This is a genomic window from Sphingobacterium sp. UBA3549 (assembly GCF_002376635.1).
Taxonomy (GTDB): domain Bacteria; phylum Bacteroidota; class Bacteroidia; order Sphingobacteriales; family Sphingobacteriaceae; genus Sphingobacterium.
Window position 1 is genome coordinate 1 of sequence record NZ_DFOE01000017.1, and the last position, 24260, is coordinate 24260.

The window sequence follows — 24260 nt, forward strand, 5'->3', positions numbered from 1 at the left end:
CCGTAGATGCGGCTGGTCCATCGGTAGCTGCTCCCCAACCGGCACTATCCTCAGTCGCACAGAGCATCTTCATAGAAGTCTGCCGATCAATCTTAGTCCAAACTTGCAATTGTATTGATAGTGGCTATTGCATAACTGAAATAAAGGAGTGCTCTTAAACAATAGATACGGCATTGCCATATTGCTTTTCTATAATTGCTGTCACCATAAACTATTGTCCATATACAGAGCCGTTTCATCCTCACTTTTCTGCTATTGTTTACTTTGGAGTCAGGCTAGCGGCCACTGTACTACGGATCGTTATCAATGATTGTAGCTTTGTCGGTAAGGCACAGGAAGATACTGGAATGGAGAGCTTTTTCGGCTGATGGCAGCGCTGGCTGATTCTATGCCGTTGAAGATATAAGTATTAACGTGGGAAGATTATTTAATTTACGAAATGCGCGCAATGATCTCGGCAAGAATAGCTTTGTTTAAGGGTTTGGTCATAATGCCATCAAATTCATGTTGCTGGCCTTCTGGAGCCTGCATGGTTACCTGTGATTCGTCTGACGTTAATGCAATAACTTTGCTATTCCATCCTCGCATAGGGTTGGTGTCTTTGACAGTATTTAGAATGTCCCAGCCCGTAGGACCATGCATTTTGAGATCGGTTATAATAATATCCGTTTTATTTTCTTTCAGGTAAGTTATTGCAGCAGTTGAATCTTGATAGATCTTTACATTTTCGAAATGTTGCAATGCTTGTTTTACAAATAGATTATTAATTGCATTATCATCAATAACGACAAAACTTAAATCTTTTGATAATTTGCTCAAATTTGTGATTGGTTTTCTGTTTTTCTTTTCTTCGGTAAATGGGACGACTAATGTAAATGTTGATCCTTTACCTTGTTGACTATTAGCACTTAACGTTCCGTTTAGCTGTGCAGCCATGAGTTTAGAAATATGCAATCCCAATCCAAAACTACTTTTGGATTTTTGATCAGTCATATAATACTGTTCAAAAATATGCTCTTGATCTTTTGCAGAAATACCCTTTCCTGTATCGTTAACTACAATATTTAATTTTGATCCCTGATTTTTGGTGATATAGGCTTTCACTTCTATCGTCCCCTTATCCGTATATTTAATGGCGTTACTGAGGAGGTTGGAAACAATCTGTCGTACCCGATATGTTCCGCTTTTGATTAAGATGTCGCGATCGATATCAATGGAGCTAATAAGTTTTAGTCCTTTTTTATCTGCCTGTGACTGGAGCATTTTAATCACATTGAAGAGTAGTTGAGATGGTGAAAAATATTCAGCCTTTATTTCTAATGTACCAGACTCTAGCTTACCGAGATTTAAAATATCCTCAACGGTATCATTTATCACATGAATATCTTGTGTGATGGCATCTAATAAAATAGGATTGATCCTATTGCTTTCGGCGTTGTTTTTTAGTAAGTCAATAATGCTCACTAAAGAATTGACCGGTGTGCGTACATCATGACTTACATTGGCTAATATACTCGTCTTCTCCTTTGCTGTTTTCAAAGCGTAATCTCTGGCCGCGGTCAGTTTCCGTTCATACACCAGTGTATTGTAGTGGTATGACAAGAGGAGTGTTACCATAATTATCATGAGAATAATAGAAGCGATAACCTGCTTTCCAAAAATGGAGGAGTTTTCACGATAAAGCTTGAAATCTCGAATTTCAGCAGCTCTTAACATTCCATCTTCATGAGTTTTAATTCGTAACAATGCAGTACTAATCGTGTTGAATAAGTTGTAGTTAGATTGTAAAAGTTGCCTTTCTTTCTGCTGAAGCTCCATAAATGAACGGCGAATCTTACTGAAATCTTGGAGATGGAAAATCTCATTTTGCTCTATCAAATTTTGGATTTGGCTATGTATAGCTTTAATTTGGTTAACATTGAAATTTTGCTCCAGCTTATCTGCGACCAAGGTATCATTTTTGGCTTTGAAAATACGGGTGAATAGCTTCTCTTTTTTTCGAACTATCGTATCTTTCATGTTGACATTAAGAGCAGTATCGCGCAATATTTTGTTGACAACTGAATCTGCAAATATTCTATTATTTCCTGGACGGATGTTTTTATTTGTTTTGGTTAAGAGCGAAAGAGAGTCTTTCGCTAGAAAAATCATGTTGTCAACAGATTTTTTAATGCGTGCGAACTCGTCCGAGAGGGAAATATTTTGTTCCAAGGAAGTATTTGTGGAGAAAGTAAGTCCTTTTTGTGAAGATAATTCCGATAGTGAATCAATATAAAACCTGAGCGTATCCAAACTATTGCTGTAGTTCTTTAAATTTTTGGCACTAAAATCCACGGTGTAGGAACGAAACGCATTTCCGGAGTCGTTATATGATGAGAAGAGTTCATAAAAAAGATTTGTCAATTCATTCTTAGAGCTGTATGCTTTATTTAGACGGGATTCGGTCTTTTGGTATTCAATATATTGATAGGTAAATATCGAACCGATATAAGTCAAGGAAAGAATGAGGAAGGCAATTAAAACTGTCCTGATAATAAATAATTTTCTACTGTTTTTCACGTTATTGTTCTTTCACCCTAATAAATTAACTATAGCCTATTTTGTTTAGTTTGGAATTCAAATTTAGCACTTAAAAACCAAATCCAATTGCAAGCTTGTAGACAGGGAGCTACTTTTTGGAAATCTTATGTCATCTTTTGACTGAAAGCTAGCGTAGAGAGACCATTTTGATCATTTGCGGATGAATAGATGAAATTGCACTGTAAGGATATATGCCGGGGATTGTATAAAAGAAGGGGCTATCCAAAAATTGGATAGCCCATCTTTGTAGTGATAGTATAGTATTTTATTTAAGTTCAATCATCTTTTGATTTGCATGCTCTTCTTTTACTTCTTGAAGAATTGCAATTTCAATAGGTGCAATCAAACTTAGAATAATCAATGCAATAAAAGCTACAGGGAAAATAATTCCGATGATTACAGCTAATAGCAGGGAAATATTTAAGTATTCTTGTCCATTCTTGGATGAAACTTTTAAACGGGAGCTTTTGAAGGAATCAAAAAGATCTTGAAAAACTTTAGTAATTGTTTTACTGTTGATGCTGAATGTCGTTTTAGTTGCCATGATGTTTATTTTTTTAAATCTTTATTTTTTATTTGATGATTCAAAGATAGGACGGAAATCGCGCACTGACCACGCTCATTAGGCTAATCTCGAAACAATCTCGGTAAGCACCCGGCTTTTGTCGGTCAATTATAGACCGACGTGTTCTGTTTTTGATTTAGTAGGTCCCGATGAACCCTGTTTATACGCTGGATCATAGTTCCATTCAATATGGTCGGTTAATATTTTTCCATCTTTCGGACGTATTTTCGCTTCCACTGTATTTTTACCCAATTTTAGCTTCACGTTTTCGAAGATGTAATGTACATTGGTCTGACCAATTTTGGCGCCTTTGATAAACTGTCCATTAACTATCAATGTAGGCTCATCTCTGTTGGAATAAACTGTAACAGCTGTGATTTCATTCCCTCTATTCATCATACGGCGTTGTGTGATATATAATACAGGTTCTTTGCTCCAGTTGGCTTTGTACCAATAAAAACCATCCTTCTTCAATTTACGGTCAAAGGACACCAATCCTTTATAATTTCGGGGATTGACATTAAGTGCGGTAATCGGCGTCGCAAAATCAAAAGTATTCCAAACATAGGAGCCTAAGAAAATCGGACTTTTAGCGATTACTCCCCAATGGACTTCATGAAATTTGGTGGCATATTTTTCGGGGAAAAAGGCAGGGTTGCTCCATTGATTGCAAAAGTTACCGATTTCTTCGGCCTGATCTTCGGGAATCGCTTCGGCACCATATTCCGAAAAGATGATTCGGTAATCTTTAAATGCTTCACTGATTCGTTTTGCCCAGGAGGCGACATCATCGTCTTTGGCTGATTTATCTTCCAGTTCGCCGTTGTACCATCCAAAATAATGGTTGATGCCTTGCACGTCTGCATTGTTGTTGACCGGGTGGTCGATGACATTATAACCGCTGACAGAAACGGTATATCGGTCCGGATCTTCGGACTTTGCCAGATCATTTAATTTTGTGGTGAGATCAACGGTGTAGGCCGTAGGTGTATACACTTCGTTGTGCATGCCCCAGATATAAATCGACGGATGATTGAAATTTTGTCGAATCAGTTCTTTCAGTTGTTGTTGAGCATTATTCTCTTCTAATGTCGTTACGCGGTTCACAAATGGAATTTCGGCCCAGATCAATAATCCGATACTGTCGCATTTTGAATAGAAGTATTCCGATTGCTGATAGTGTGCCAAAAGCGGGGTAACCTCAAAACATAAAACGAGCAATTAATGGATGGAAAATATGTTGGTTTACAACACTATTGAAAGCTTATCTGACTTCATCGGATTTCCAATAGGTATATGCTGAATCGGCAAAATAAGGAACGTATCCAGAAAAAACGGCACTTCAATCATTGTCGGTTTAAGTGCCGTTTTCTTTTATATCATTGCTGCTGATGTGATATGAAGTAGTTCGTGTGGGTTATGGATAATGTATTGTGCTCCATGTTGTCTCAATTCATCTTCATCTCGAAAGCCCCATGTCACGCCTATGGCCGTTACCCCGGCATTATTGGCCGTATCCATATCCACAGATGAATCGCCTACATAAAAGCAATCTTGTTTGCTGACGCCCAGTGTTTGGAGACTGTCTAAGACAATCGCTGGATCCGGTTTAGCTGGATGACCAGCGCGATGCCCCAGAATAAGATCAAATTGAATATCGGAGAAATATTGCTGCATCAGCGGGAGGACTGCCTCGTGGTACTTATTGGACGCTACGGAGATGAGATAACCTAAGGATTTCAATTCTTGGAGCATCGGTATAATTCCGGTATATGGTTTTGTGTGTGTTATGGGTTTTTGCTCGTAATAGCTCTTAAAAACGGCAAGTAAGAGCGTTACCGTCTTTGGCGTTCGTGCTTCTTCGGGTAATGCCCTTTCGATAAGTTTCTGTACCCCATTGCCCACAAATTTCTTATAGGCTACGAGTGGATGAATGGGATATCCATACTGTTGCAGAGCTGCGTTACAACTGTCTCCAAGGTCTTGTAATGTATCTAGTAGTGTTCCGTCTAGATCAAATATAATAAGCTTCATCGGTTAAATCTAGCGAAAAACTAGGAATTATTTTTTTTTATTGAAGTTATGCAAACGATTGCTCAATATGCGCAAACGTTTGAGTTGTTTTTGGAGTCGTGATATTCAAGTCTACTTATATACATTTGGTAAACTAACAAGCAGTTATTGCCGTACCAGAATTAGATTTTATTGCCGTAACATATCCTATGATATGCCATGTAGATACGCTTTTACCAATTTAAATTTATAGCCTAAAGTCAAAATCGAATGAGAAGACTATTTTGTTTTTTATTTCTTGTGCCTATGTTTCACAGTAACCATGCGAAAGCTTGGGATAAGTGGAAGTTGCAACAAGACACTTCACAAATCAGTGAAGCGGATCAACAACTTTTGCGAGGAAGGCTCAAAGCCTTATTGCGCAAGCAAGAGGTAAAGGATAGCCTTAACAAAGGAAACGTTGAGACACTGCCTCTTGTGGGAATTCCTCAGTTATTGAAAGGACAAGTCTCTGGACTTTATGTTCAGGAATCTACTGGAGAGCCCGGAACGCCCAAAAATATGGTTATCAGAGGGATAGGAAGTCCACTGCTCGAAGCGAAGGATGCTGTCGGCGTTCAACCAGCGGTGTATGTCAATGGCATACCGATAGCACGGGATAATAATTTTACTTATTCGATTCAACAATATCAATTTAACCGTTTAGGACCAGGTACAGATAATTTTGCTGGAATAGAACTGTCTACGATTGAATCAGTTGAAGTCATCAAAGATCCTGTCTTATTGGCAAAATTAGGTCCTTTAGCAGCTAATGGTGCAATCTGGATTTTGACCAAACCCGGAAAGGAAGGTAAACGGGAAATCAGTTTTGATGGTTATGTTGGATTAGCGACTAAACCAGTCGTAACTCCGGTAAATGCGCAATATGAGAATTTATTTCGCTCGGCCTTTTATGATAAATATGCGTCGGCATCCGATAAATTAAGTTATCCGGGTTATCTGAGTGATGAGACTAATGTAAATTACTATGGGCCGGCTAATTGGGATGATGCATACTATAAAAACACACCGATTTATGGTGGTAATCTGGGTATAAGAGGCGGTGGAGACCGTGCGAATTTTGCTTTTATGGGCGGCTATATGAAAAATGCCAATGCAGCTGATAAGACAAATATTGAACGTTATAATGCCCTTTTTAATGTCAATATGGCGCCCTATAAGTGGTTTAATTTTGGGACAACCATCAATGCTAGCCGCAGTTTGCGTGACCGGAACCGCAGTTTACGAGATCGCTTTGGCGAAGCGGCTTATGTGCCGGATTTGTCCGTTCCAATTTCTCCAAATAAGAATAAGTATAGCGAATATCTTGATGTTTATAAAGGAGCATTGGATAACAATACGGTTAATATGCTCAACTTGGCTGTTAATTTGGATCTCTATCTATTACCTAACCTTAAATTCAATACAAACTTTGGTGTAGATTATTCCGAGGGTAAACGTGAAGCGTTCTTTCCAGGATCACTGATGGAAACAAATAACTATATGTCGAGTTATTTTGGTTTTAATCAGCGTTTGGTGTTCAATAATAGTTTGGACTACAATTTCAAGTTCGAAGACAAACATAAATTTGATTTTAAGCTAGGCTCTGCTTATACCCAAGATCTGTATCGCTACCATTATGGGCGTGCATATGATGGTCCCAATGATTTTATTAAGGTCAATGTGGTTGAGGGAGACTCTCAAAAGGGAAGCTATCTTACGCCGATCGGTGGACTTTATGTCAATCGCTGGTCTAATCGGGAGGATTTTAGATTACATTCGTTGTATTTGTCAGGTCATTACACATGGAATGATCGTTTGGATATTAACGCATTATTACGATATGATGGTTCGTCAACTGTACAACCAGACTCGCGTTGGCTGATGACCCCGGCATTCTCCGCCAATTATCAATTTGTAAAAGAAGGTGAAGCAGAAGTTGTTGACCAATTAAGTGTAAAGGCTTCTTGGGCGCGAATCGGCAAACCCGTCTTTACGAGTAAATATGCTGTTGGCCCCAATTATACGGCTGATTTAAATTGGGGGTCGGAGAAGTCCTTGGTTTCTTATAATGGATTTGCGGTCGCTTCCCGCCCATATTCAGAAGGATGGGTAGGTTATGGTATTCAATGGCCGTATACTGATCATGCTGAGCTGACAATTGACGGGACTTTATTGGAAAAGCGATTGGATGTAAGAGCATCATTATACCAAAAGAAAGATGTGAACCAATTGGTCAATATGCCTATCCCAGCAGAGTATGGATATTCCGGACAGATTATCAATGGTCTTACGGTTCAAAATAGAGGTGTGGATTTGAATGTGGATGGGAAAATATTGAATGATCCTGCTGGATTCCAATGGACTTCATCATTAAATCTAAATTTTAATCAAAATAAGCTAACGGCATTACCAAATGGAAAAACCGAACTGAAAGTTGGAGATCGTTTATTACGTGTTGGACAAGCCGTTGATCAATTTTGGCTATACGAAAATGAAGGAATTTATAATACGGACGCAGAAATTCCTGTTCAAAATGGCCGTAAATTGCAATTTGATGGGGTCGATTTTGCCGCTGGGGACCCACGTTGGAAAGATCAGAATGGAGACTTTGTTATTGATGAGAAGGATCGCGTATTAAAAGGAAATGCTATGCCTAAACTGGTAGGCGGTTTTACTAATCAGTTTAAATTTAAAGGGTTTGAATTGAATATGCAATGGTATTTTGCTTTAGGTCAAAAAGCACTAAATCAGCGCGCAGCATCGAAATATGATTTTATCAATACCGAAAATACCAATTCGCTGGACGGTATTCGCGAAGTATTCCATTGGCAACAAGATGTGGATATTACAAAATATCCGATCTATAATCCATGGAGTCCACTTGTTGCATACCGTGTAGACCAGGATCTATTTCTCGAAAATGCTTCATTTCTTAAACTTAGAGCATTGACCTTAGGTTATGATCTGATTCAATTAAACGGTATAAAGAATAAATTCCAAACGATGCGCCGAGCCTATGTATACATTTCGGGAATGAATCTATTGACGATATCTAAATTTTCGGGAAAGGATCCTGAACTAATTGATTTCAATGGCTACTATACAGGATATGGATTACCACTTTCTCCGATGGTCAGTGTAGGGATAAAATTGGAACTGTAAACCTTAATAATTGAATGTTTAATATGAAAAGATATAATCAATGGGGGAAGTACCTCGTGCTCATGCTGAGTATGTCGGTGTTATTTTCTTCTTGCAATAAAAAATTAGATATAGTAGCCAGTAATGTTGGTGCTGAAGGGCGGGAATGGGCATCTATATCTGACACCAGGGCACATTTAATGGGTATCTATGGCCTGATGCGAGCGGCTATGGTCGATAATTATGGGTACTGGGTTTATGGAGAAATGCGTTATGGTGACTTTAATTCCTATTCGCGGGCTGATTTACGTGTTGTTCAGGAAAATAAGCTTAAAGCTTCTTATCCGCTTATAAAGGACTTGACGGACTGGAGGCGTTTTTACGCTGTGATTAATGCAGCCTCATTATTTATTGAGCGTGCACCGGAAGTTTTGAAAAAAGATAGCCGTTACACGGAGCGGGATCTGAAATATGATATTGGCCAAGCCCGCAGTATTCGAGCGTTGATGTACTTTTACATGGTACGTATCTGGGGCGAGGTTCCTTTATTAAAGGATTCCTATGATAATGGGAGCTTTGCTGAAGTAGCACAATCTTCTGAATCTACGGTTCTTGCATTTGCAGAAGAGGAGTTGCTTAAAGCGGCTGAGGACCTGCCTTATCGATATGCCGTTGGTCAGCAAACTTATTATGGCGAGTCAGAATCTGTCTGGAGCGGAGTTTTGGTGAATAAAATCACAGCTTATTCTATTCTAGCGCATATTGCCGCTTGGCAGGGAAAATATATCAATGCGGATGTCTATTCAAAATTTGTGATTGATAATTATACACAGGCTAATCTGGCTTTGTTAAATGTGCCATCGCTTGTGAGTCCGACAGACGGTTTATTTGGTCCGAGCACACGTGCACAGATTTTAGCGATCCGTTCCTCTTATGAACTTGGAGAGGCAACGAATACAGGTCACCTTGAATCCTTGACCTTGGGTTATCCGATTGTAACGAAAGCCAAACCGGATATTTTTGTTAACCGGGATACAATCAATGCCATCTTTGATGACCCTAATGACACGCGTTTTGGTATTGACTCTGTTTCAGGACTGATTCGAACAAACTATTTCACCAATTATAACGGCGATATACCGATTTTTAGTAAGATCAAAGTGATTCGGAATGGTGAAGGAGACTCTGATTTCTCAATTTTTGGTTCAAACTTAGTGTTTACACGTTTAGAGGAGATTTTCCTATTATATGCAGAAGCCAAGACGGTGCTTAACCAACGGGATGAAGCGATAAAATATTTAAATCAAGTCAAAGCACAGCGGGGATTGAAGCCTTATATTTCATCGTCGCCAAAAGACTTGTTAGGAGAGATATTCTTGGAACGCCGGCGCGAATTGATGGGAGAAGGATGGCGATGGTATGATCAGATTCGTTTTGCCAAAATCAAGAAAAACAATTCTACTTTGAACACTTTGATTGAAAATGGTGGAATTTTTTGGCCGATATCAGCAGATGTATTATCTCGAAATTCGAAGTTGAAACAAAATTCCTATTGGAAATAACCAAAGCACTAACCATGATGAGAAGAATATACTATATAGGATGTTTTTTGTTATGCATCCTACTTGGATTTACCGCTTGTAAAAAAGGGAACACCTACTATGAAAACTATAGCCTGAAATACACCGAGTACAATGGTACGACCCTGCAATTTCTGGAGGAGCAGGGATCAACCTATGACTCCCTGTTATTGGTCTTGGAACGTGTGCCGGATTTGCGGGCAAAGCTTGGTAATGCGTCGGAAAAAACGACATTCTTTGCTTCGACAAATAACAGTTTTACTAATGCAATTGATGCGTTAAATGCCGTGCGTCAAGCCTCAAATCGCTCAAAGATGTATCTGGAAGATATTCCAAAAACCATTTTGGATACCTTGACCTATCACTATGCTTTTGATGGAATCTATGATACAGATGCTTTACGGGACTTTGTTGAAGGAAAAGAAGTACTTTCTATTGATAAATATCGGATGACCATACAATATAAAGTTACTTCCGCCTCTGGAATCGTTGGCGGCGGACAGCAGCAGCTTGTACTCAGTGATATGAACAACTCCATATTTAAAAGGTATTGGCAAGAAAGTAATACATCCGTTGTCAATATCCGAACAACCAATGGTATGCTGCATATTTTGGCACCGAGCCACAATTTTGGATTCAGCAAATTGGCCAAACTCTTAAACAACTAGCATCATGAAGATGAAATTTTATACTTCCATAAGAAATATAGGGATGTTTTGTCTGGGATTATTGATCCTGGGAGCGTGTAAAAAAAATATACCTACCGATCAAGATTCTTTAGGCGAGGATATTGTATATAATACAAAAGAGTTCACCCCGGTGCTAGGTAGAAATACTTTTTATAGCAATATTGTCAGCATTGGACAGAATACCTCACAGCCCTTAAGCTTTAAGATTGTCAATGTACGCGATTTAGATGGGGAACCTGCGACAGTGTTTAATGATAAATTTCCAGTTAAAGTTTGGAAAGAGGCCTATACAGGTTTGGAAAAAAGTATCGCGGAGATCGAAGCAAAAAGAAAAATTGAGTACCGTCCCTTATTAGAGATTCTCGAACATTCAGGCAATATCAACTTTTGGGGGCAGTCTGCCCGCTCGGCTTTTGTTAAGGCACAGCCAGACTCGGGCTATGTATTTGATATTGAAGTTAGCAATACAGGCGGACGACGTTACTTACGTAATTTTAAATTAAAGCCTTTCCGGGAGCAACCGTATGAACCGAGTATTGAGGATCCAATTACAGGTTCGTCTTCTTATCCCTATACCAATGCTATTGTGTCAAATATGATTGGCGAGCGCACAGGAAGGCCATTAGGCTCCGCCGATATTCGAGTTTATTTGAATAAAACCGAAAATACAGGAAAGGGAACAAAAACGTTGACGATCAGTTTTTTGGATTCATTAAACAATCCAATAGATCCCGCCAAGTTTAGTGAGACCGATTGGCCGAAGCTGGTTCATGGATTTAATCCAAGGGTGGTCGATAAGAAAGTAGTTTATGATGTTGCTTACCCGATTCCTTTGGCCCGCGTAGAGACAGCGTATACACTTGCCAACGGAACCGCAGCCTACTTAGTATTTGGGTATAGAAGAAAAGGGAATCTTGGCTATTTGGAATTAGGTGCGTTTGCCATTCCGTTTGCAATATATGAAGAGGGAGATTGGGAGATTCAGTTCCGATTTCCACATGAAGCGCCAAAATTTGATTGATAGTGACCGGTTAACTTAGCTTAAGAATTATGAAACAATTATGTATACTAATACTCTTTTTTACCCATGTGCTGACCAATTCGGCGATGGCACAGTCCACGATGATCAAGGGGACGGTAAAAGGGAATGATAATAAGCCTTTGGCAGGAGTATCCATTAAACTGGAATCTCCAAAAAGGGATCTGGGCAAAACGGGAGACGATGGCCGCTTCGTTATTTCGGTGCCCGCACAAGGTGTTATGTTATTTTCTTATCAGGGATATGCTACGGTTAGACAAGCCGTAAGCGATTCAAAAAAAGAATACAATATCGTGATGCAGATGACTACACATGAACTTGAAGAAACAGTGGTTGTAGGTTATCAGCAACGGAAACGGGAAACATTAACGGGGTCCGTTGTGACCATTTCAGGAAAGGAAATTCAAGATATTCCCTCAGGAAATTTTGTGGATCTTTTACAGGGTAAAGTCGCGGGGATGAATATCCAGAATAATACGGGTAGCCCTGGAATGCGCGGATCGATCGCGGTACGCGGTATTTCCAATTTTAATGTGTCTGGAAGCGGTGATAATACCTTTTTGACACCAACATCACCTTTATTTGTCATCGATGGAGTTCCTATTGATGATAACTCTGGATACGAGTACGGCTTTGAAACAGCAGGGCCTGGTGTATCGCCCATCTCGATGATTCCACCTGAAGATATCGAAGATATTACGGTAATGAAGGATGCACAAGCTACTGCACTTTATGGTTCACGTGGCGCGTATGGCGTTATCCAAGTGCGGACTAAACGAGGAAATTCAAAGATTCCGCTTGTTCAGTATCAATTTCAAGGATTTATGAGTGCCGTGCCCCCATTGCGGAAAGTGATCGGCGGCCGTGGTGAACGTATGGTGCGGATAGAACAAATTTTAATGAATGATTCGACGCTAGCAGCAGCGATTCAGCGGATTAATGATTCTCCGATGCTGGCAGATAGTTTAAATCCGTATTACAACAATTCAACAGATTGGCAATCCTATTTCTATCGCAATACCTATAATCAGACACATAATGTGAACATCTCAGGAGGTGAGCGCGTGTTTAATTATAAAGTGAATATGAATTATTACGATGAAAATGGGATCATCGCAAATACAGGATTTAAGCGATATACGGTACAATCCAATATGCAATATGAACCTAATGACCGCTTTCGCATGATGGCCAATGTGAATGCCAATTTGGGGCAAAATCGAATGGGAAGTGGTAACGCAACGATGCAAACAGGGGTTGGAAAGTCCGCCAATACAACTTCCTTGTACCCTGCTCCGTCACTCTATTCGGGTAGCATGGATGCACTATCTGCACTAAATGTAAACGATGACAATAAAACTGGAAATTACGTTGCTCAAATCGAATTGCAATATGAACCTATTAAAGGTTTAAGAGGAACCACTACCTTTAACTACAATTATACAACTGCAACAAAAGATCGGTTTACACCCGAATTATTGCTAGGAAATAGCTCCGAGGTATATGGTTATTATCAGAACAAGAGTAAGGTGTATAACCGGAACCTATTGTCCTGGGTTAAAATGTTTGGTGAAAAACATATGATCAATGTCTACGGATTCTCAGAAATGGAAATCTCGTCATCTTCTGAAAATCTAAATAAGTTCAGGGGGACTGCCAACGATCAATTCCAAACAGGCATCAGTTACGACACGCGTAAAACTTTAGGTGGTTTACTTAATAATCTTTCTAATTTCCGTTCCATCGCGTATGCTGGTAATTTCTCTTACAACTACGATTCAAAATATATTCTTGACCTTACTTACCGCGTGGATGGTACTTCTGTTACAGGAGGAACATCTCCGTGGTCATCCAATCCTTCTGTTGGTTTTCGCTGGAATTTCAAGAAAGAGAATTTTATGAAAAATCTGGATTGGTGGGACACAGGTTTCTTGCGCGGATCAGTAGGCCGTACGATTTCTCCGACGGGAACTGTGGCTGATCTATATGGATGGTATAAGGTCGATGAAGGTCGTTATAACAATAGACCGACGACGTCCCTTGATCTAAAGAATGCACCGAATACAGGACTCGTTCCGCAGACGACAACACAATGGTCTGTGGCTGCTGAACTCGGTTTTTTCAACAGTGCCTTATACGTTACGTATGAGACCTATTACAAGCAGTCCGATAAAATCTTACGTTCGAAAGCGATCGCGAACCACAATGCTTTTGAAAATGTGCTCACAAATGAAGCCGCAATGGTTAATATGGGCCATGAATTGACAATTAATGTACGGCCACGTTTTCAAAACCAGGACTGGGACTTTACAGGTACAGCAACATTTGCTTTGAATAGAGGTTTTACAACGGCATTGCCGGATGGGGCTAGACAATTAATACAAGCAGACGACTCAGGATTCGATTTGCCACAACTTTTTAGATTGGGAAGAAACCCGCTTACCTTCGTTTTATACGATTATAAGGGTGTATACAAATCGGATGATGAAGTTCCGGTGAACCCGTTGACTGGACAGCGTTACCGTGCAGGCGGGCCACTTTCAGATGGAAAATATTTTCGCGCAGGCGATCCTATTTTTACGGATCTGAATGGCGATTACATTTTAGATGAGAATGATTTAATATTCGTTGGTGATGCGCAGCCAAAAGTGACTGGCGGGTTTAGTTTATACACGCGTTATAAGAACTGGTCTTTACGTACGCAGATCAATTATACGTTGGATCGGGATATTTTGAATACCGCCCTAGCAGACCGTTTTCGTAATTATGATAGACCAACAGGGATTAAAGAGGGCGATTTGAAATATGTTCCAGGCGCTTATGTCCCATTGGATGCTTACAATGTATGGCGTCAGTTGGGTGATAATGCTGATTACCCGAATGTATCTGATTTTACACGTTTGTCACTCTATAACCCATACCGTTACAATTCGACCATGTTTCTGGAAGATGGTTCATGGTTGAAATTAAGCTCAGCGACAGTAGGCTACAATTTTAACCGGATGTGGTTGAAGCGTTATGGTTTGACTTCTGCACGACTCAACTTTACTGCGAGTAATATCTTCACCTTTAGCAATTATTCGGGACCGGATCCGGAGTTGGTGACCGGGGTAGGACGGGATGGATCCAATGGATATCCAAGCAAAAGAACCTATTCGTTGGGGGTCAGTGTACAATTTTAATATGAAAATCTCATGAAAAGAAAGTTTATATATACAGCGTTACTTGGAGTTAGTTTAGTACTAGGCTCCTGTGGTAAGGATTTCTTGAACATTACACAGATTGATAAATTGACAGGTAACAATTACTGGACCAATAAGGGGGATGTCGAGCAATATATGGGTGGAATCTATTCTACATTCCGGGAAGCAACTATGACGAATATTTTCTTTCCAGCGTCTGGAGACTTGCGTTGCGCACCGACTAATCGTACTAGTGCGACAAGTGGGTCAGGCCGGGATTATATTTCCTATTTGCGGAATAACAATCTGTCTATGATTTTTGCCCGTGAAAATGATTTTTCCTATTTCGGTTTTCCAAGAATAACCAAATGGGACACTTTTTATAAAATGGTCCAAAATGCAAATATTGTTTGCTATCAGCTGGATAATAAAGATATGCCATTTTTGTCTGAGCGGCAAAAGAGCGCCTATAAGGCCGAGGCGATCTTTCTTCGCTCTTTGGCCTACTTTTTTATGGTGCGTCTTTATGGGGATGTTCCTTATTATACCGATGTGAATACGAACCCATTGCCACGAACGAATATGGTGACTGTGTTGAAAAATATTTCGGCTGATCTTGATGCAACCTATAAAGATCTTCCCTGGACTTACGATGATCCTTCTGTGGTTGCAGTTAAAGCTATGCGAGGCAGTGCCATTGCATTGAATATGCATATCAATATGTGGATTGCTGGTTTTACAACAGAAGATAAATCCATTAACTATGAGAAGGTGGCTACTCTTGGGAAAGAATTGATGGAGGAAAACGGAGGGGCTTATGAATTATTGGATCTAAAACGAACCAAGGAAATTTTTAAAGGGCGTACCAAAGAAGGTTTATTTGAGATCGTGCAAAACTTTAACTATGGCGAGAGCTTCCATTTATCAGCTTCTTACTCGGATTACGTATTACATGCTCCAAATAAGGTAACATCGAAATCCTATATTTATTATGATCCGAAATTTATGGAAAAAATGTATCCACTGGCGGAAGCGGATCTGCGTAAGACCTATTGGTTTGATAAAGATATTTATTCGACGAATGGTGATTTCCAATGTTTGAAATTCTCCAATGTATTTATGGAAGAAGGTGAGGATAATAATCCAGATGACAATCAGATGATATTTCGTTATTCCGATCCGATCCTTTTGCGTGCCGAAGCCTTAGCAGAATTAAATCGCGACGAGGAAGCGCGTACCGTGGTCAATGTTATTCGTAAACGTGCTGATGCTTCAGAAATTTCAGTGTCCGGCGATGAGCTCAAAGATGCAATCTGGTGGGAGCGAGTTCGTGAACTGTTAGGTGAGGGTAACTTTTATTATGATTTGGTTCGGACCAAGAAGGTCATGAATACGGAGTATACTATGGCACCGATGTCGGTAGGCGCATTTAATGCTGGTGGATGGACATGGCCTATTGATAAGTCTGCAATGGCCAACAACCCATATATGCTTTTAAACAATTATTGGAATTAAGAAAGGAAGAAAGATGAAAAGTTTATTGAAACTAACTCTGTTTTTGACAGTGATGATACTAGGAGTAGTCGCTTGTAAAAAAGATGATTTTATCGATACTGGAGTTCATAATCCAAAATTCGATGGTACAGTTTGGCAGTACCTGGAGTCACGTCCCGATCTATTTGATACGTTGATGGTCGCGTTGAAGATTTCTAAACTGGATGAGGTGTTAAAAAAGGAAGAAGTGACCTTTTTTGCCCCTCCGGATCCAACAATCCTAAAAGCTGTGTGGCGGCTCAACCAAACATTATATGTCTCAGGCCAGGATACAATAACCAAACTGGAACAGATTAAACCAGAGGTTTGGCGGAAATATCTGGGACAATACATTCTCAAAGGAAAGTACTTATCGAAGGATTTTACACAGATTGATACCATCAATCTGGCGGCATACCCAGGCGGGGTTTACAAAAATTACGATGGTTCGGACATGAATATTGGTGTCTTGTACAACGATGTGCGCTCAAATGATCAGGTGATTAAATATGCAGGTTATCGCCAGCTCTATTTCAATTTCCCTTATTCAAGAACTGGTGAATTTGAGGAATATTTGACTCCGTTTATTACAGCACCTGTGGCAACATCGGATATTCAACCGGCCAATGGGGTATTGCATGTATTACAATTTTCAAAGCACACCTTGGGTTTTGTGGGAGCTCTTTTTGCCAATGAGGCATATACGACTGGCGTTTTACCAAATTAACTGATTTGACTGAATAATGATGAAACGATTAAAAACAAAAATAGGATACCAGCTTGGTTTGCTGTCCTGCCTTGCAATAAGTTCCTGCAGTAAGGATATTGCCCTCGGTACAGATCCTTATGCGGGTGGAAAAGGATCGCTTGGCATTGGATTTTATAAAAGCTATTCGGAGCCAGGGACCGCAAAACCCGGGGAATTGGTTGACTTTTATGTGAAAGGCATTGCACCATATCTTGGCAAACTTAACTTCTATGTCAATAATACGAAAATGGAAGTGGTCAGTGCAAAAGATTCTTTGGTGACTATTAAGGTACCGGATCAAATTTCTTCGGGCGATGCGAAGATCGAAGCCGATGGGCAGGTGTTTTATGGACCGCGGCTAGAGATCGATGGTAATGTCTCCAGAGACGTCAACTACGGTATGGTGAATGGTTTTTCCTCGATTGTGACGGATATTCTACCCAATGCGGGCGGTTATATTGTGACGGGAGCATTTTCCAATTTTGAAAATGAAGCCGTTGATAAATCGATTTTTCGCAACCGTATTCATTTTATTGATGGTAATGGAAAATCTTCAGCAGCAATGGCTTTTGGTGAGGGTGCAAATGGATATGTAAACTCGGTTACTAAAATGAGCGATGGGAAGTTTTTGTTAAGCGGATTCTTTAATAAATTCGATAAAACAAATGTCTTTGGTCTTGTTCAGCTTAATCCCAATGGGAGTGTTGATTCTAAAATTGTGGATGTCATTAATACAACAGGGAATCCACTTGATGGGCGAGATACGGTATGTACCTTTAATGCAGGAACTACGGGTAGTGTCTCTAAGGTCTTTGGCATATCAGAGAATCGCGTTATTGCTGTTGGGAATTTTGACGCGCACTATAAGATCGATTACACCTATTCCTCCCGTGGGAATAAACGCCAAATAGCTACAAAAGTAAAGCACATTATGCGCATGAAAGCGGATGGATCTTTGGATTCAAGCTATATGATAAATAATATAGGAGCAAATGCGGCTATTTTCGATGCGGAACTAATTGACAACGAGCGTGTAATCGTTGCAGGGCCATTTACAAGTTTCAATGGGCAACCTGCACGAGGGATCGTCTGTATTAAAGCTGATGGCAGCATAGATCCTTCCTTTAATTTAGGTGGAACAGTTGATCGTGTGTTTGACGTAAGTTATAATGCAAAACTAAAGAAAATTCTGATAGCGGGTGTGTTCAGTGGTTTAGGAACGAATGGGAAAGTAAAAGGGATCGCTGTCATGAATCCGGATGGTAGTATTGATGACCAATTTGTATTGGGCGATATAGGCACAGGAATGGTGACCTTTGCACAAATGCTGAACAATGGGCGGATTGTAGCTCAGGGGACTTTCGATAGCTATAATTCAATTAAGAGATCAAGCTTCCTGGTATTGGAAAAAGACGGTACCTTATTACAGAAATATAATAACCAGTCACCTTTTGAGGGCAGTGCAATTAAAATCATAGAATCGACCTCATCGTTGGGTTTTCCGGCATTATTGATTGGTGGAAGTATTTTGCAATATGGAGCTGATCGCGTTGGAAATGTCTTTAAGATGGAAATCAAGGATTAACCTTTTATGGAACCAGATATGAATAAGTATATAACAATAATAAAAAATACCCTTTGGGGAATTGGAGGAATGCTTTTTTTGGTTGCCTGTAATAAGGATTTTCCAAATCTACTCCAGAATTTTAATGAGGCGAAAGATAGCCCCGAAAGTAAAGATAAGGTTTTGTTGGTTATCGTGGATGGGTTGTCGGGATCTGTTGTACAGGATATTGAACCTGAAAACATGACGCTCATGACACGCAATGGATTGGTAACATATGGCAGTTTAGCTGATCCGACTACGGACTTTAAAGTAACGAATACTTCTGTTGCGGCGTCATTATTGACTGGCGTTAATAGTGATAAAACCGGTGTTACATCTGGAGATATCAGTACGTTAAATCCGCAGTATCCAACCATTTTTGAGCGCTTGAAAAATGAAGTACATCGCTCCAATTTTTATACTTCATCTTCAGCATATGGTACTTACCTTGGTAAAGATGCAACGGTACAGGTAGGAACTGATGATCAGGCTGTAGTGACCGATGCATTAAAGGGCTTACAGACCGATTCTGCCGACTTAAATGTGGTTCATCTTACAAAAGTAGAGCAAGCTGGAGTGGCGAGCGGTTACACAAGTGAGTCGACTGATTATGTCACTGCTGTTCAAAACGCAGATAAGCAAATTAAACAATTGGTAGATGCAATTAAAGGCCGAAAATCAATTTCCAATGAAAACTGGTTAGTGATCGTTACTTCAGGAAAAGGGGGCAAAACTAAAAATTCAGAGAGCGATTTTACGGCATATGGAGATAGTGAGCGGAGTACGTATACGCTGTTATACTCGCCTAAATTTGCGCGGAAAATCATCCCTCGACCGAGTGCAAAAGATATTCCTTTTGTGGGCAACGCAACACGCTACACCTATGCGGCCAATAATCAGGTGTATGGTCAGCTGACTGATCCGAACAAGTTTAATCTAAGTGCAAGTGAAGATTGGACGATTACTTTTTTTACAAAACACAACAGCCCGAATACGACTTATAACTATGCAGTTTTTCTTGCCAAACGCTCGCAGGGATTCAGCGGAAATGGTTGGAATATCTTTTCAGAAAGCGGTGGGTGGGGTTTCAATAGCTCTTTTGCGAATCAGACCTTTGGTGATTACATCAATGATGGAGAATGGCATGCGCTTACTGTTGTGATTAAACGTAGCGGTACGCAAGATTCGGTGTATACGTATACCGACGGCACAAAAAATTCGATAGCAGGTAAGGTTTCGCAAAATGTGGTTGCTAACAGTAATTTTGACAACACAAGCCCATTACGGATCGGATACAGCCCAGGTGATGGAAATACGGGCTGTGATCTTTCACTTTGTAATTTACAGATTTATAACCGTGCCTTTACCCATGATGAGGTAAAACGCTATGGCGGTGTAACACATATTGATGAATCCTTCCCATTTTGGACTAGTCTGCAAGGCTATTGGCCGGGGTATGGAGATGTTAATACCAGCAAACTAACGGAAAAAAGAGGAAAGGGTGCGGGAGATTTAGCGCTTAAGGGGCCGGTTTCATGGACAAGCTTCAATGAACTAGTTCCATTCTTTCAGCCTCCAATCGAAGGATCATTTTTTAGACAAGTTCCAAATGCGGTTGACGTTCCTTTTATGGTCTATCAATGGCTGGGGATAACTGTAGAAAGTGCTTGGAACTTGGACGGGAAAAGCTGGAGTCCAGCGTATGTGCAAATCAGAAAGTAATCATTAGAACAAACCAATATGAATAAGATATATATAATGGGAATATTTGCAGGGATGATTGCTTTGGCCTCATCCTGCAGCAAATATGGCTATGACTTTAAAGATGGTTATCAGCTTGGGGATTCCACTGCTTCCGAGATTTTAACAGATACCACAATGGGCAGACCCGATAAGAGCATGTACACACGTGCTCGGATTTACCCAGGGCTTGTTGGCGATGGTGTCAAACGCGTGATGGATACAACCGTGACATTATTGCTGAATAAGGAATATGTGAACAGAAATGAATTTAAGGTTCAGGCGACACCAGCACCTTATTATAGTACAGGTCTTTATGCACCGGCAGGAGAAGTGGTGCGGATTACTGTTCCGCAAGGAGTAATGGGACTTACAGCTCAGCTGGGGGTACATGAGGACAATATTGCGGGGAAGGATGCCCCTCGCCGTGATGCCCTTATCTATACCCGTAAAGAGCTTTTCCCAGGTGTCAACTATGTCCGTAATTTGTATGGTGGGACGATCTGGATTATCAAAGAGAAGCCAATGGCCTTACCTGTGGCACTAAAAATTGCGGGAGCGGTTAAAGCGACGGATTTTGTTCTTGGGAAAAGTACGATTGCGCAGTGGCAAAAGGATGTTATGGCCAGTGATGTCCCTTGGATGGATCTAATCGGCAAACATGTCGCATTCTCGGTGCCGCGTTCGCTTATCTCCCGATTTATTCAATCGGGTCAGGCAGATCATATTGATGAGGCGTTGGAGCTTTGGGATAAAACTTATGAGGAAGATTACTATGATTGGATGGGATTGAGTCGCAATGCTCCAGATATTATTAACCGTTATCCCGAGTTTTGGGAGCGGGGTGTCATGGATATTCATCCATCTGCAGGTTATGCGCATAGTGGTAGTCCATGGGTCATGCAGGAAGATGAATACTGGCTTGATGAGCTGATTAACCCGAATACAATTAAAAAGGGAACTTCTTGGGGAACATATCATGAGGTTGGGCACAATTATCAGGCCGTGTTTTCATGGAGCTGGAGTGATCTGGGCGAGACGACAAATAACTTGTTTATTTTTAACGCCGCGCGGAAACGTGGCAATACGAATCGGATTTCATTTCACCCGGCTTTAAAAACAGAAATACCGGCAGGACTAGCTTTTGCAAAAGATAATGTGCCGAAGAATTTTTCAAATATACCGCTTAGTTATGGTCTCAGTTCTGCCAATAACGTGGTGTTTGCACGCTTGACACCTTTTCTGCAGATTTTTGATAAAGTAAAGGGAAAAAATGGTGAATCTGGCTGGGATTTCTTCCCTTATATTTATGCAAAAGCGCGTAATGAGAACTTCTCAACATCGCTGGAACAAGCGAAGCGGGATTATTTTTATCGTCAACTCTGTCATTTTGCTGGTACGGACTTCAATCGTTTCTTTATTGCCTGGGGTATTCCTGTCAGTGCTTCGGCAAAGCGAGAAATACGTAATCTGTATCCGCCGTTGACAACAACCCTATGGGAGTATAATCCATTGACATTTACTGGTGGCGATACACCGCTTCCGACCAAATATAAATTGCCAAGCAATCTTTTTACGTTCACAGCGAATGTTGCGACGGCGACGAATGAAAGTTTGGGAACTTTTGCAGCATTAACCGATGGTAAAGCCAATACCTACTGGCATACCTGCTGGTCGGGTTGTAGTATTCCAACAACCCTTCCTGTTGAATTAACGCTAAACATGAATGAGATGAATGCCTTTAAAGGATTCTATATTCAAAATCGTCAGGGTGCTACCTATCAAACGAAAGTGAGGGTGTTGGTTAGCAGTGACAATAAAAACTGGCAGGAAATGGGAACTTATACTTTGGCTCAAAGTGCTGAAAATACGGCGCAGCGCAATGCTATGCGTGAATTTGCATTCACCAGCATTGTGGAAGCGCAGTATGTCAAGTTTGTGTTCCCGGATCAGAACCTGGGTGGAGCTGTTCACGTAGCTTTGGCCGAAATTGGTGTGTTTTATGATATTTAAGCTGAGTAATATGAAAAGAAAATATAGTCTGACAAAGCTTGTTTTGATCGCTTTAGGTGCGGTGTTCACCTTAGCAAGCTGTACAAAGTATGCAAATCCGGCGGCAGTATATGAAGATTACGATCAAGGGGTCGATCAGACCGTGAAGAGAAGGGTCTTGTTTATTTCCATTGATGGGGCTGTGGGGTTGGAGATGAAAAAGATCATGCCGACGAATATTGCAGAGCTACTGAAAACAAGTAAGTATTCATTTGAAGCAATTGCAAATGAGAATACAAAGGATGCTGCCACGTGGACGTCAATGATGTCTGGGGTAACTCAGGATAAGCATCAGATTGATGACGATTCGTATATTCCAAAACCGGACGAAAATGACCCGCATCATAATGCTTCGGGTTATCCTTCCATCTTATATCGAATTTCAACAATTTCTCCGATGACAAAAACCTATGTTGTCGCGCGTGATCAGGCAATTACGACTAAACTTTTGGTAAGCGCTGACGAGGCAACTGATGTCAATACGGATGAGGAGGTTAAAAATAATGTAATAGATCTTCTAGGAAAGAAGAATCCGGGACTGGCAGTTGTACAATTTAAAGATGTTTTACAGGCAGGTATAGCTGGAGGATTTTCTGCGGGTAATGCTGGGTATGTTGATGCGGTAAAGAAGGTGGATGGATATATCGGCGAGATTATGAAAGCCTTAAAAGCACGAAAGAACTATCCTTATGAAGACTGGCTGGTTATTGTGACAAGTAATCATGGAGGGACAGACAAAGTGTATGGCGGTGACTCCTATGCTGAGCGAAACATATTTGCAATTTTCCAAAATAATAATTTCAAACAGTTAGAACTGAAAGCAGATATCATGAAATCTATGCGTTTTTATGGTTTTTATGATGCAGGACAAACTTCTTTCGCCGGGTATGGACCTAATGCTTTTCGCGGTCGGAACAATCCAGTTTTGGCCAATGAATCTATCTATGAAGTTGCTAAAACAGGTGAATTGACAGTTGAAGCAAAGATTAAAATGAATCCGGTGGACGGTAAATTTGATTATGCCAGTAATGCTCCATTTCTAGGCAAGAATGCTGCTCGGACAGGATCGACAGCCGGATGGGCATTTTTTAAGTCAGGTAGTGCATTAACATTTTTTGTTGCGGATGGTAGCACCAATGTACAGCCGGGAATGGGACCTGTTTCGTCTGTCGGCGAATGGACGCATATTGCGGCAACAGTCACTAAGGTAAATAATGTACCTACAGTCAAAGTTTATGTCAATGGTCTAAAAACGGGTGAAGCAACTAGTACAACGATGAATCTTAATAATGTTACGAGTGCCACTGGCTTGACTTTCGGTTACTTCCCTTATATTTTTTCGGGTCTAGCCGTGGATATGCAGTTGTGCGATGTGCACATTTATAACAAAGCTATGGACGAAGCAACATTGAAGAAAAATGCCAGCCGTGTTGGAATTCCGGATGCTGAATTGACGAATCCTAATCTTGTGGGCTATTGGCCAATGGATGGGCTGGTAAACAACTCTTTTATGAATAAGGTAGCGGGAAATCCAAGTATTGCAGCACAGGGATCCTCACGGCTTATCCTTTCCGGTAATACTTTACCTTTTGTCGATCAGAATAATACCGTGTTAATTCAACCTGCAGACATGTTTACCCAAATTTTCTATTGGTTGGAATTACAGGCACAAAAAGACTGGAACTTAGACGGCCAGGTTTTCCTTAATAAGTATGAAATTGAATTCTTAAAGCCTTAAAGGATATTGTAC

Annotated in this window: 15 protein-coding genes; 11 read left to right on the forward strand and 4 right to left on the reverse strand. The window is 40.5% G+C overall.

Annotation, left to right across the window (positions count from 1 at the left end; translation table 11 throughout):
- Positions 1–432 precede the first annotated feature (432 nt).
- The 4 genes from B2W36_RS08820 to B2W36_RS08835 form a co-directional block, all read right to left on the reverse strand.
- Positions 433–2559 carry an ATP-binding response regulator gene (locus tag B2W36_RS08820; protein ID WP_293887505.1) on the reverse strand — a complete coding sequence of 709 codons (2127 nt, stop codon included), beginning with the start codon at positions 2557–2559 and terminating at the stop codon, positions 433–435.
- Between the two features lie 286 nt (positions 2560–2845).
- The gene (locus B2W36_RS08825) at positions 2846–3124 is read right to left on the reverse strand and encodes a DUF4342 domain-containing protein (RefSeq protein ID WP_070561781.1); all 279 of its coding nucleotides are present in this window, start codon (positions 3122–3124) and stop codon (positions 2846–2848) included.
- Positions 3125–3253: 129 nt separating this feature from the next.
- Complete coding sequence (locus B2W36_RS08830; protein WP_293887506.1) at positions 3254–4333, reverse strand: glycoside hydrolase family 2 TIM barrel-domain containing protein; 1080 nt, start codon at positions 4331–4333, stop codon at positions 3254–3256.
- Between the two features lie 186 nt (positions 4334–4519).
- Positions 4520–5179: an HAD family hydrolase gene (locus B2W36_RS08835; RefSeq protein WP_293887508.1), complete on the reverse strand. Its 660-nt coding sequence runs from the start codon at positions 5177–5179 to the stop codon at positions 4520–4522.
- A 285-nt stretch (positions 5180–5464) separates the two neighbouring features.
- On the opposite strand from B2W36_RS08835, the gene B2W36_RS08840 reads away from it, so the two are divergent.
- Genes B2W36_RS08840 through B2W36_RS08890 form a run of 11 tightly spaced genes read left to right on the forward strand, consistent with a single transcriptional unit; the run spans position 5465 to position 24248 of the window.
- Complete coding sequence (locus B2W36_RS08840) at positions 5465–8362, forward strand: SusC/RagA family TonB-linked outer membrane protein (protein WP_293887510.1); 2898 nt, start codon at positions 5465–5467, stop codon at positions 8360–8362.
- A gap of 23 nt (positions 8363–8385) precedes the next feature.
- Positions 8386–9903 carry a RagB/SusD family nutrient uptake outer membrane protein gene (locus B2W36_RS08845; protein ID WP_293887511.1) on the forward strand — a complete coding sequence of 506 codons (1518 nt, stop codon included), beginning with the start codon at positions 8386–8388 and terminating at the stop codon, positions 9901–9903.
- Positions 9904–9917: 14 nt separating this feature from the next.
- Complete coding sequence (locus B2W36_RS08850) at positions 9918–10589, forward strand: hypothetical protein (protein WP_293887512.1); 672 nt, start codon at positions 9918–9920, stop codon at positions 10587–10589.
- Positions 10590–10593: 4 nt separating this feature from the next.
- Positions 10594–11631, forward strand: coding sequence for a DUF5007 domain-containing protein (locus tag B2W36_RS08855; RefSeq protein WP_293887513.1), 1038 nt, complete (start codon positions 10594–10596; stop codon positions 11629–11631).
- A gap of 29 nt (positions 11632–11660) precedes the next feature.
- Complete coding sequence (locus B2W36_RS08860; protein WP_293887514.1) at positions 11661–14831, forward strand: SusC/RagA family TonB-linked outer membrane protein; 3171 nt, start codon at positions 11661–11663, stop codon at positions 14829–14831.
- Between the two features lie 12 nt (positions 14832–14843).
- Complete coding sequence (locus tag B2W36_RS08865) at positions 14844–16346, forward strand: RagB/SusD family nutrient uptake outer membrane protein (protein ID WP_293887515.1); 1503 nt, start codon at positions 14844–14846, stop codon at positions 16344–16346.
- 13 nt (positions 16347–16359) lie between these two features.
- A complete protein-coding gene (locus B2W36_RS08870; RefSeq protein ID WP_293887516.1) occupies positions 16360–17091 on the forward strand; it encodes a fasciclin domain-containing protein in 732 nt (243 codons plus the stop codon).
- Positions 17092–17110: 19 nt separating this feature from the next.
- Positions 17111–18697, forward strand: coding sequence for a DUF5008 domain-containing protein (locus B2W36_RS08875; protein WP_293887517.1), 1587 nt, complete (start codon positions 17111–17113; stop codon positions 18695–18697).
- Positions 18698–18715: 18 nt separating this feature from the next.
- Positions 18716–20440, forward strand: a complete 1725-nt coding sequence (locus B2W36_RS08880) for a DUF4983 domain-containing protein (protein WP_293887518.1) — start codon at positions 18716–18718, stop codon at positions 20438–20440.
- A gap of 18 nt (positions 20441–20458) precedes the next feature.
- The gene (locus tag B2W36_RS08885; RefSeq protein WP_293887519.1) at positions 20459–22471 is read left to right on the forward strand and encodes a M60 family metallopeptidase; all 2013 of its coding nucleotides are present in this window, start codon (positions 20459–20461) and stop codon (positions 22469–22471) included.
- A 10-nt stretch (positions 22472–22481) separates the two neighbouring features.
- Entirely contained in the window at positions 22482–24248 is a 1767-nt protein-coding gene (locus B2W36_RS08890) for a LamG-like jellyroll fold domain-containing protein (protein WP_293887520.1), read from the forward strand.
- Positions 24249–24260 lie beyond the last annotated feature (12 nt).

What these genes read in the sequence shown, in the direction of transcription:
- B2W36_RS08880 (WP_293887518.1), top strand. Translation starts at nt 18,716, where the DNA reads ATGAATAAGTATATAACAATAATAAAAAATACCCTTTGGGGAATTGGA.
- B2W36_RS08845 (WP_293887511.1), top strand. Translation starts at nt 8,386, where the DNA reads ATGAAAAGATATAATCAATGGGGGAAGTACCTCGTGCTCATGCTGAGT.
- B2W36_RS08850 (WP_293887512.1), top strand. Translation starts at nt 9,918, where the DNA reads ATGATGAGAAGAATATACTATATAGGATGTTTTTTGTTATGCATCCTA.
- B2W36_RS08855 (WP_293887513.1), top strand. Translation starts at nt 10,594, where the DNA reads ATGAAGATGAAATTTTATACTTCCATAAGAAATATAGGGATGTTTTGT.
- B2W36_RS08825 (WP_070561781.1), bottom strand. Translation starts at nt 3,124, where the DNA reads ATGGCAACTAAAACGACATTCAGCATCAACAGTAAAACAATTACTAAA.
- B2W36_RS08835 (WP_293887508.1), bottom strand. Translation starts at nt 5,179, where the DNA reads ATGAAGCTTATTATATTTGATCTAGACGGAACACTACTAGATACATTA.
- B2W36_RS08865 (WP_293887515.1), top strand. Translation starts at nt 14,844, where the DNA reads ATGAAAAGAAAGTTTATATATACAGCGTTACTTGGAGTTAGTTTAGTA.
- B2W36_RS08885 (WP_293887519.1), top strand. Translation starts at nt 20,459, where the DNA reads ATGAATAAGATATATATAATGGGAATATTTGCAGGGATGATTGCTTTG.
- B2W36_RS08860 (WP_293887514.1), top strand. Translation starts at nt 11,661, where the DNA reads ATGAAACAATTATGTATACTAATACTCTTTTTTACCCATGTGCTGACC.
- B2W36_RS08875 (WP_293887517.1), top strand. Translation starts at nt 17,111, where the DNA reads ATGAAACGATTAAAAACAAAAATAGGATACCAGCTTGGTTTGCTGTCC.
- B2W36_RS08890 (WP_293887520.1), top strand. Translation starts at nt 22,482, where the DNA reads ATGAAAAGAAAATATAGTCTGACAAAGCTTGTTTTGATCGCTTTAGGT.
- B2W36_RS08870 (WP_293887516.1), top strand. Translation starts at nt 16,360, where the DNA reads ATGAAAAGTTTATTGAAACTAACTCTGTTTTTGACAGTGATGATACTA.
- B2W36_RS08840 (WP_293887510.1), top strand. Translation starts at nt 5,465, where the DNA reads ATGTTTCACAGTAACCATGCGAAAGCTTGGGATAAGTGGAAGTTGCAA.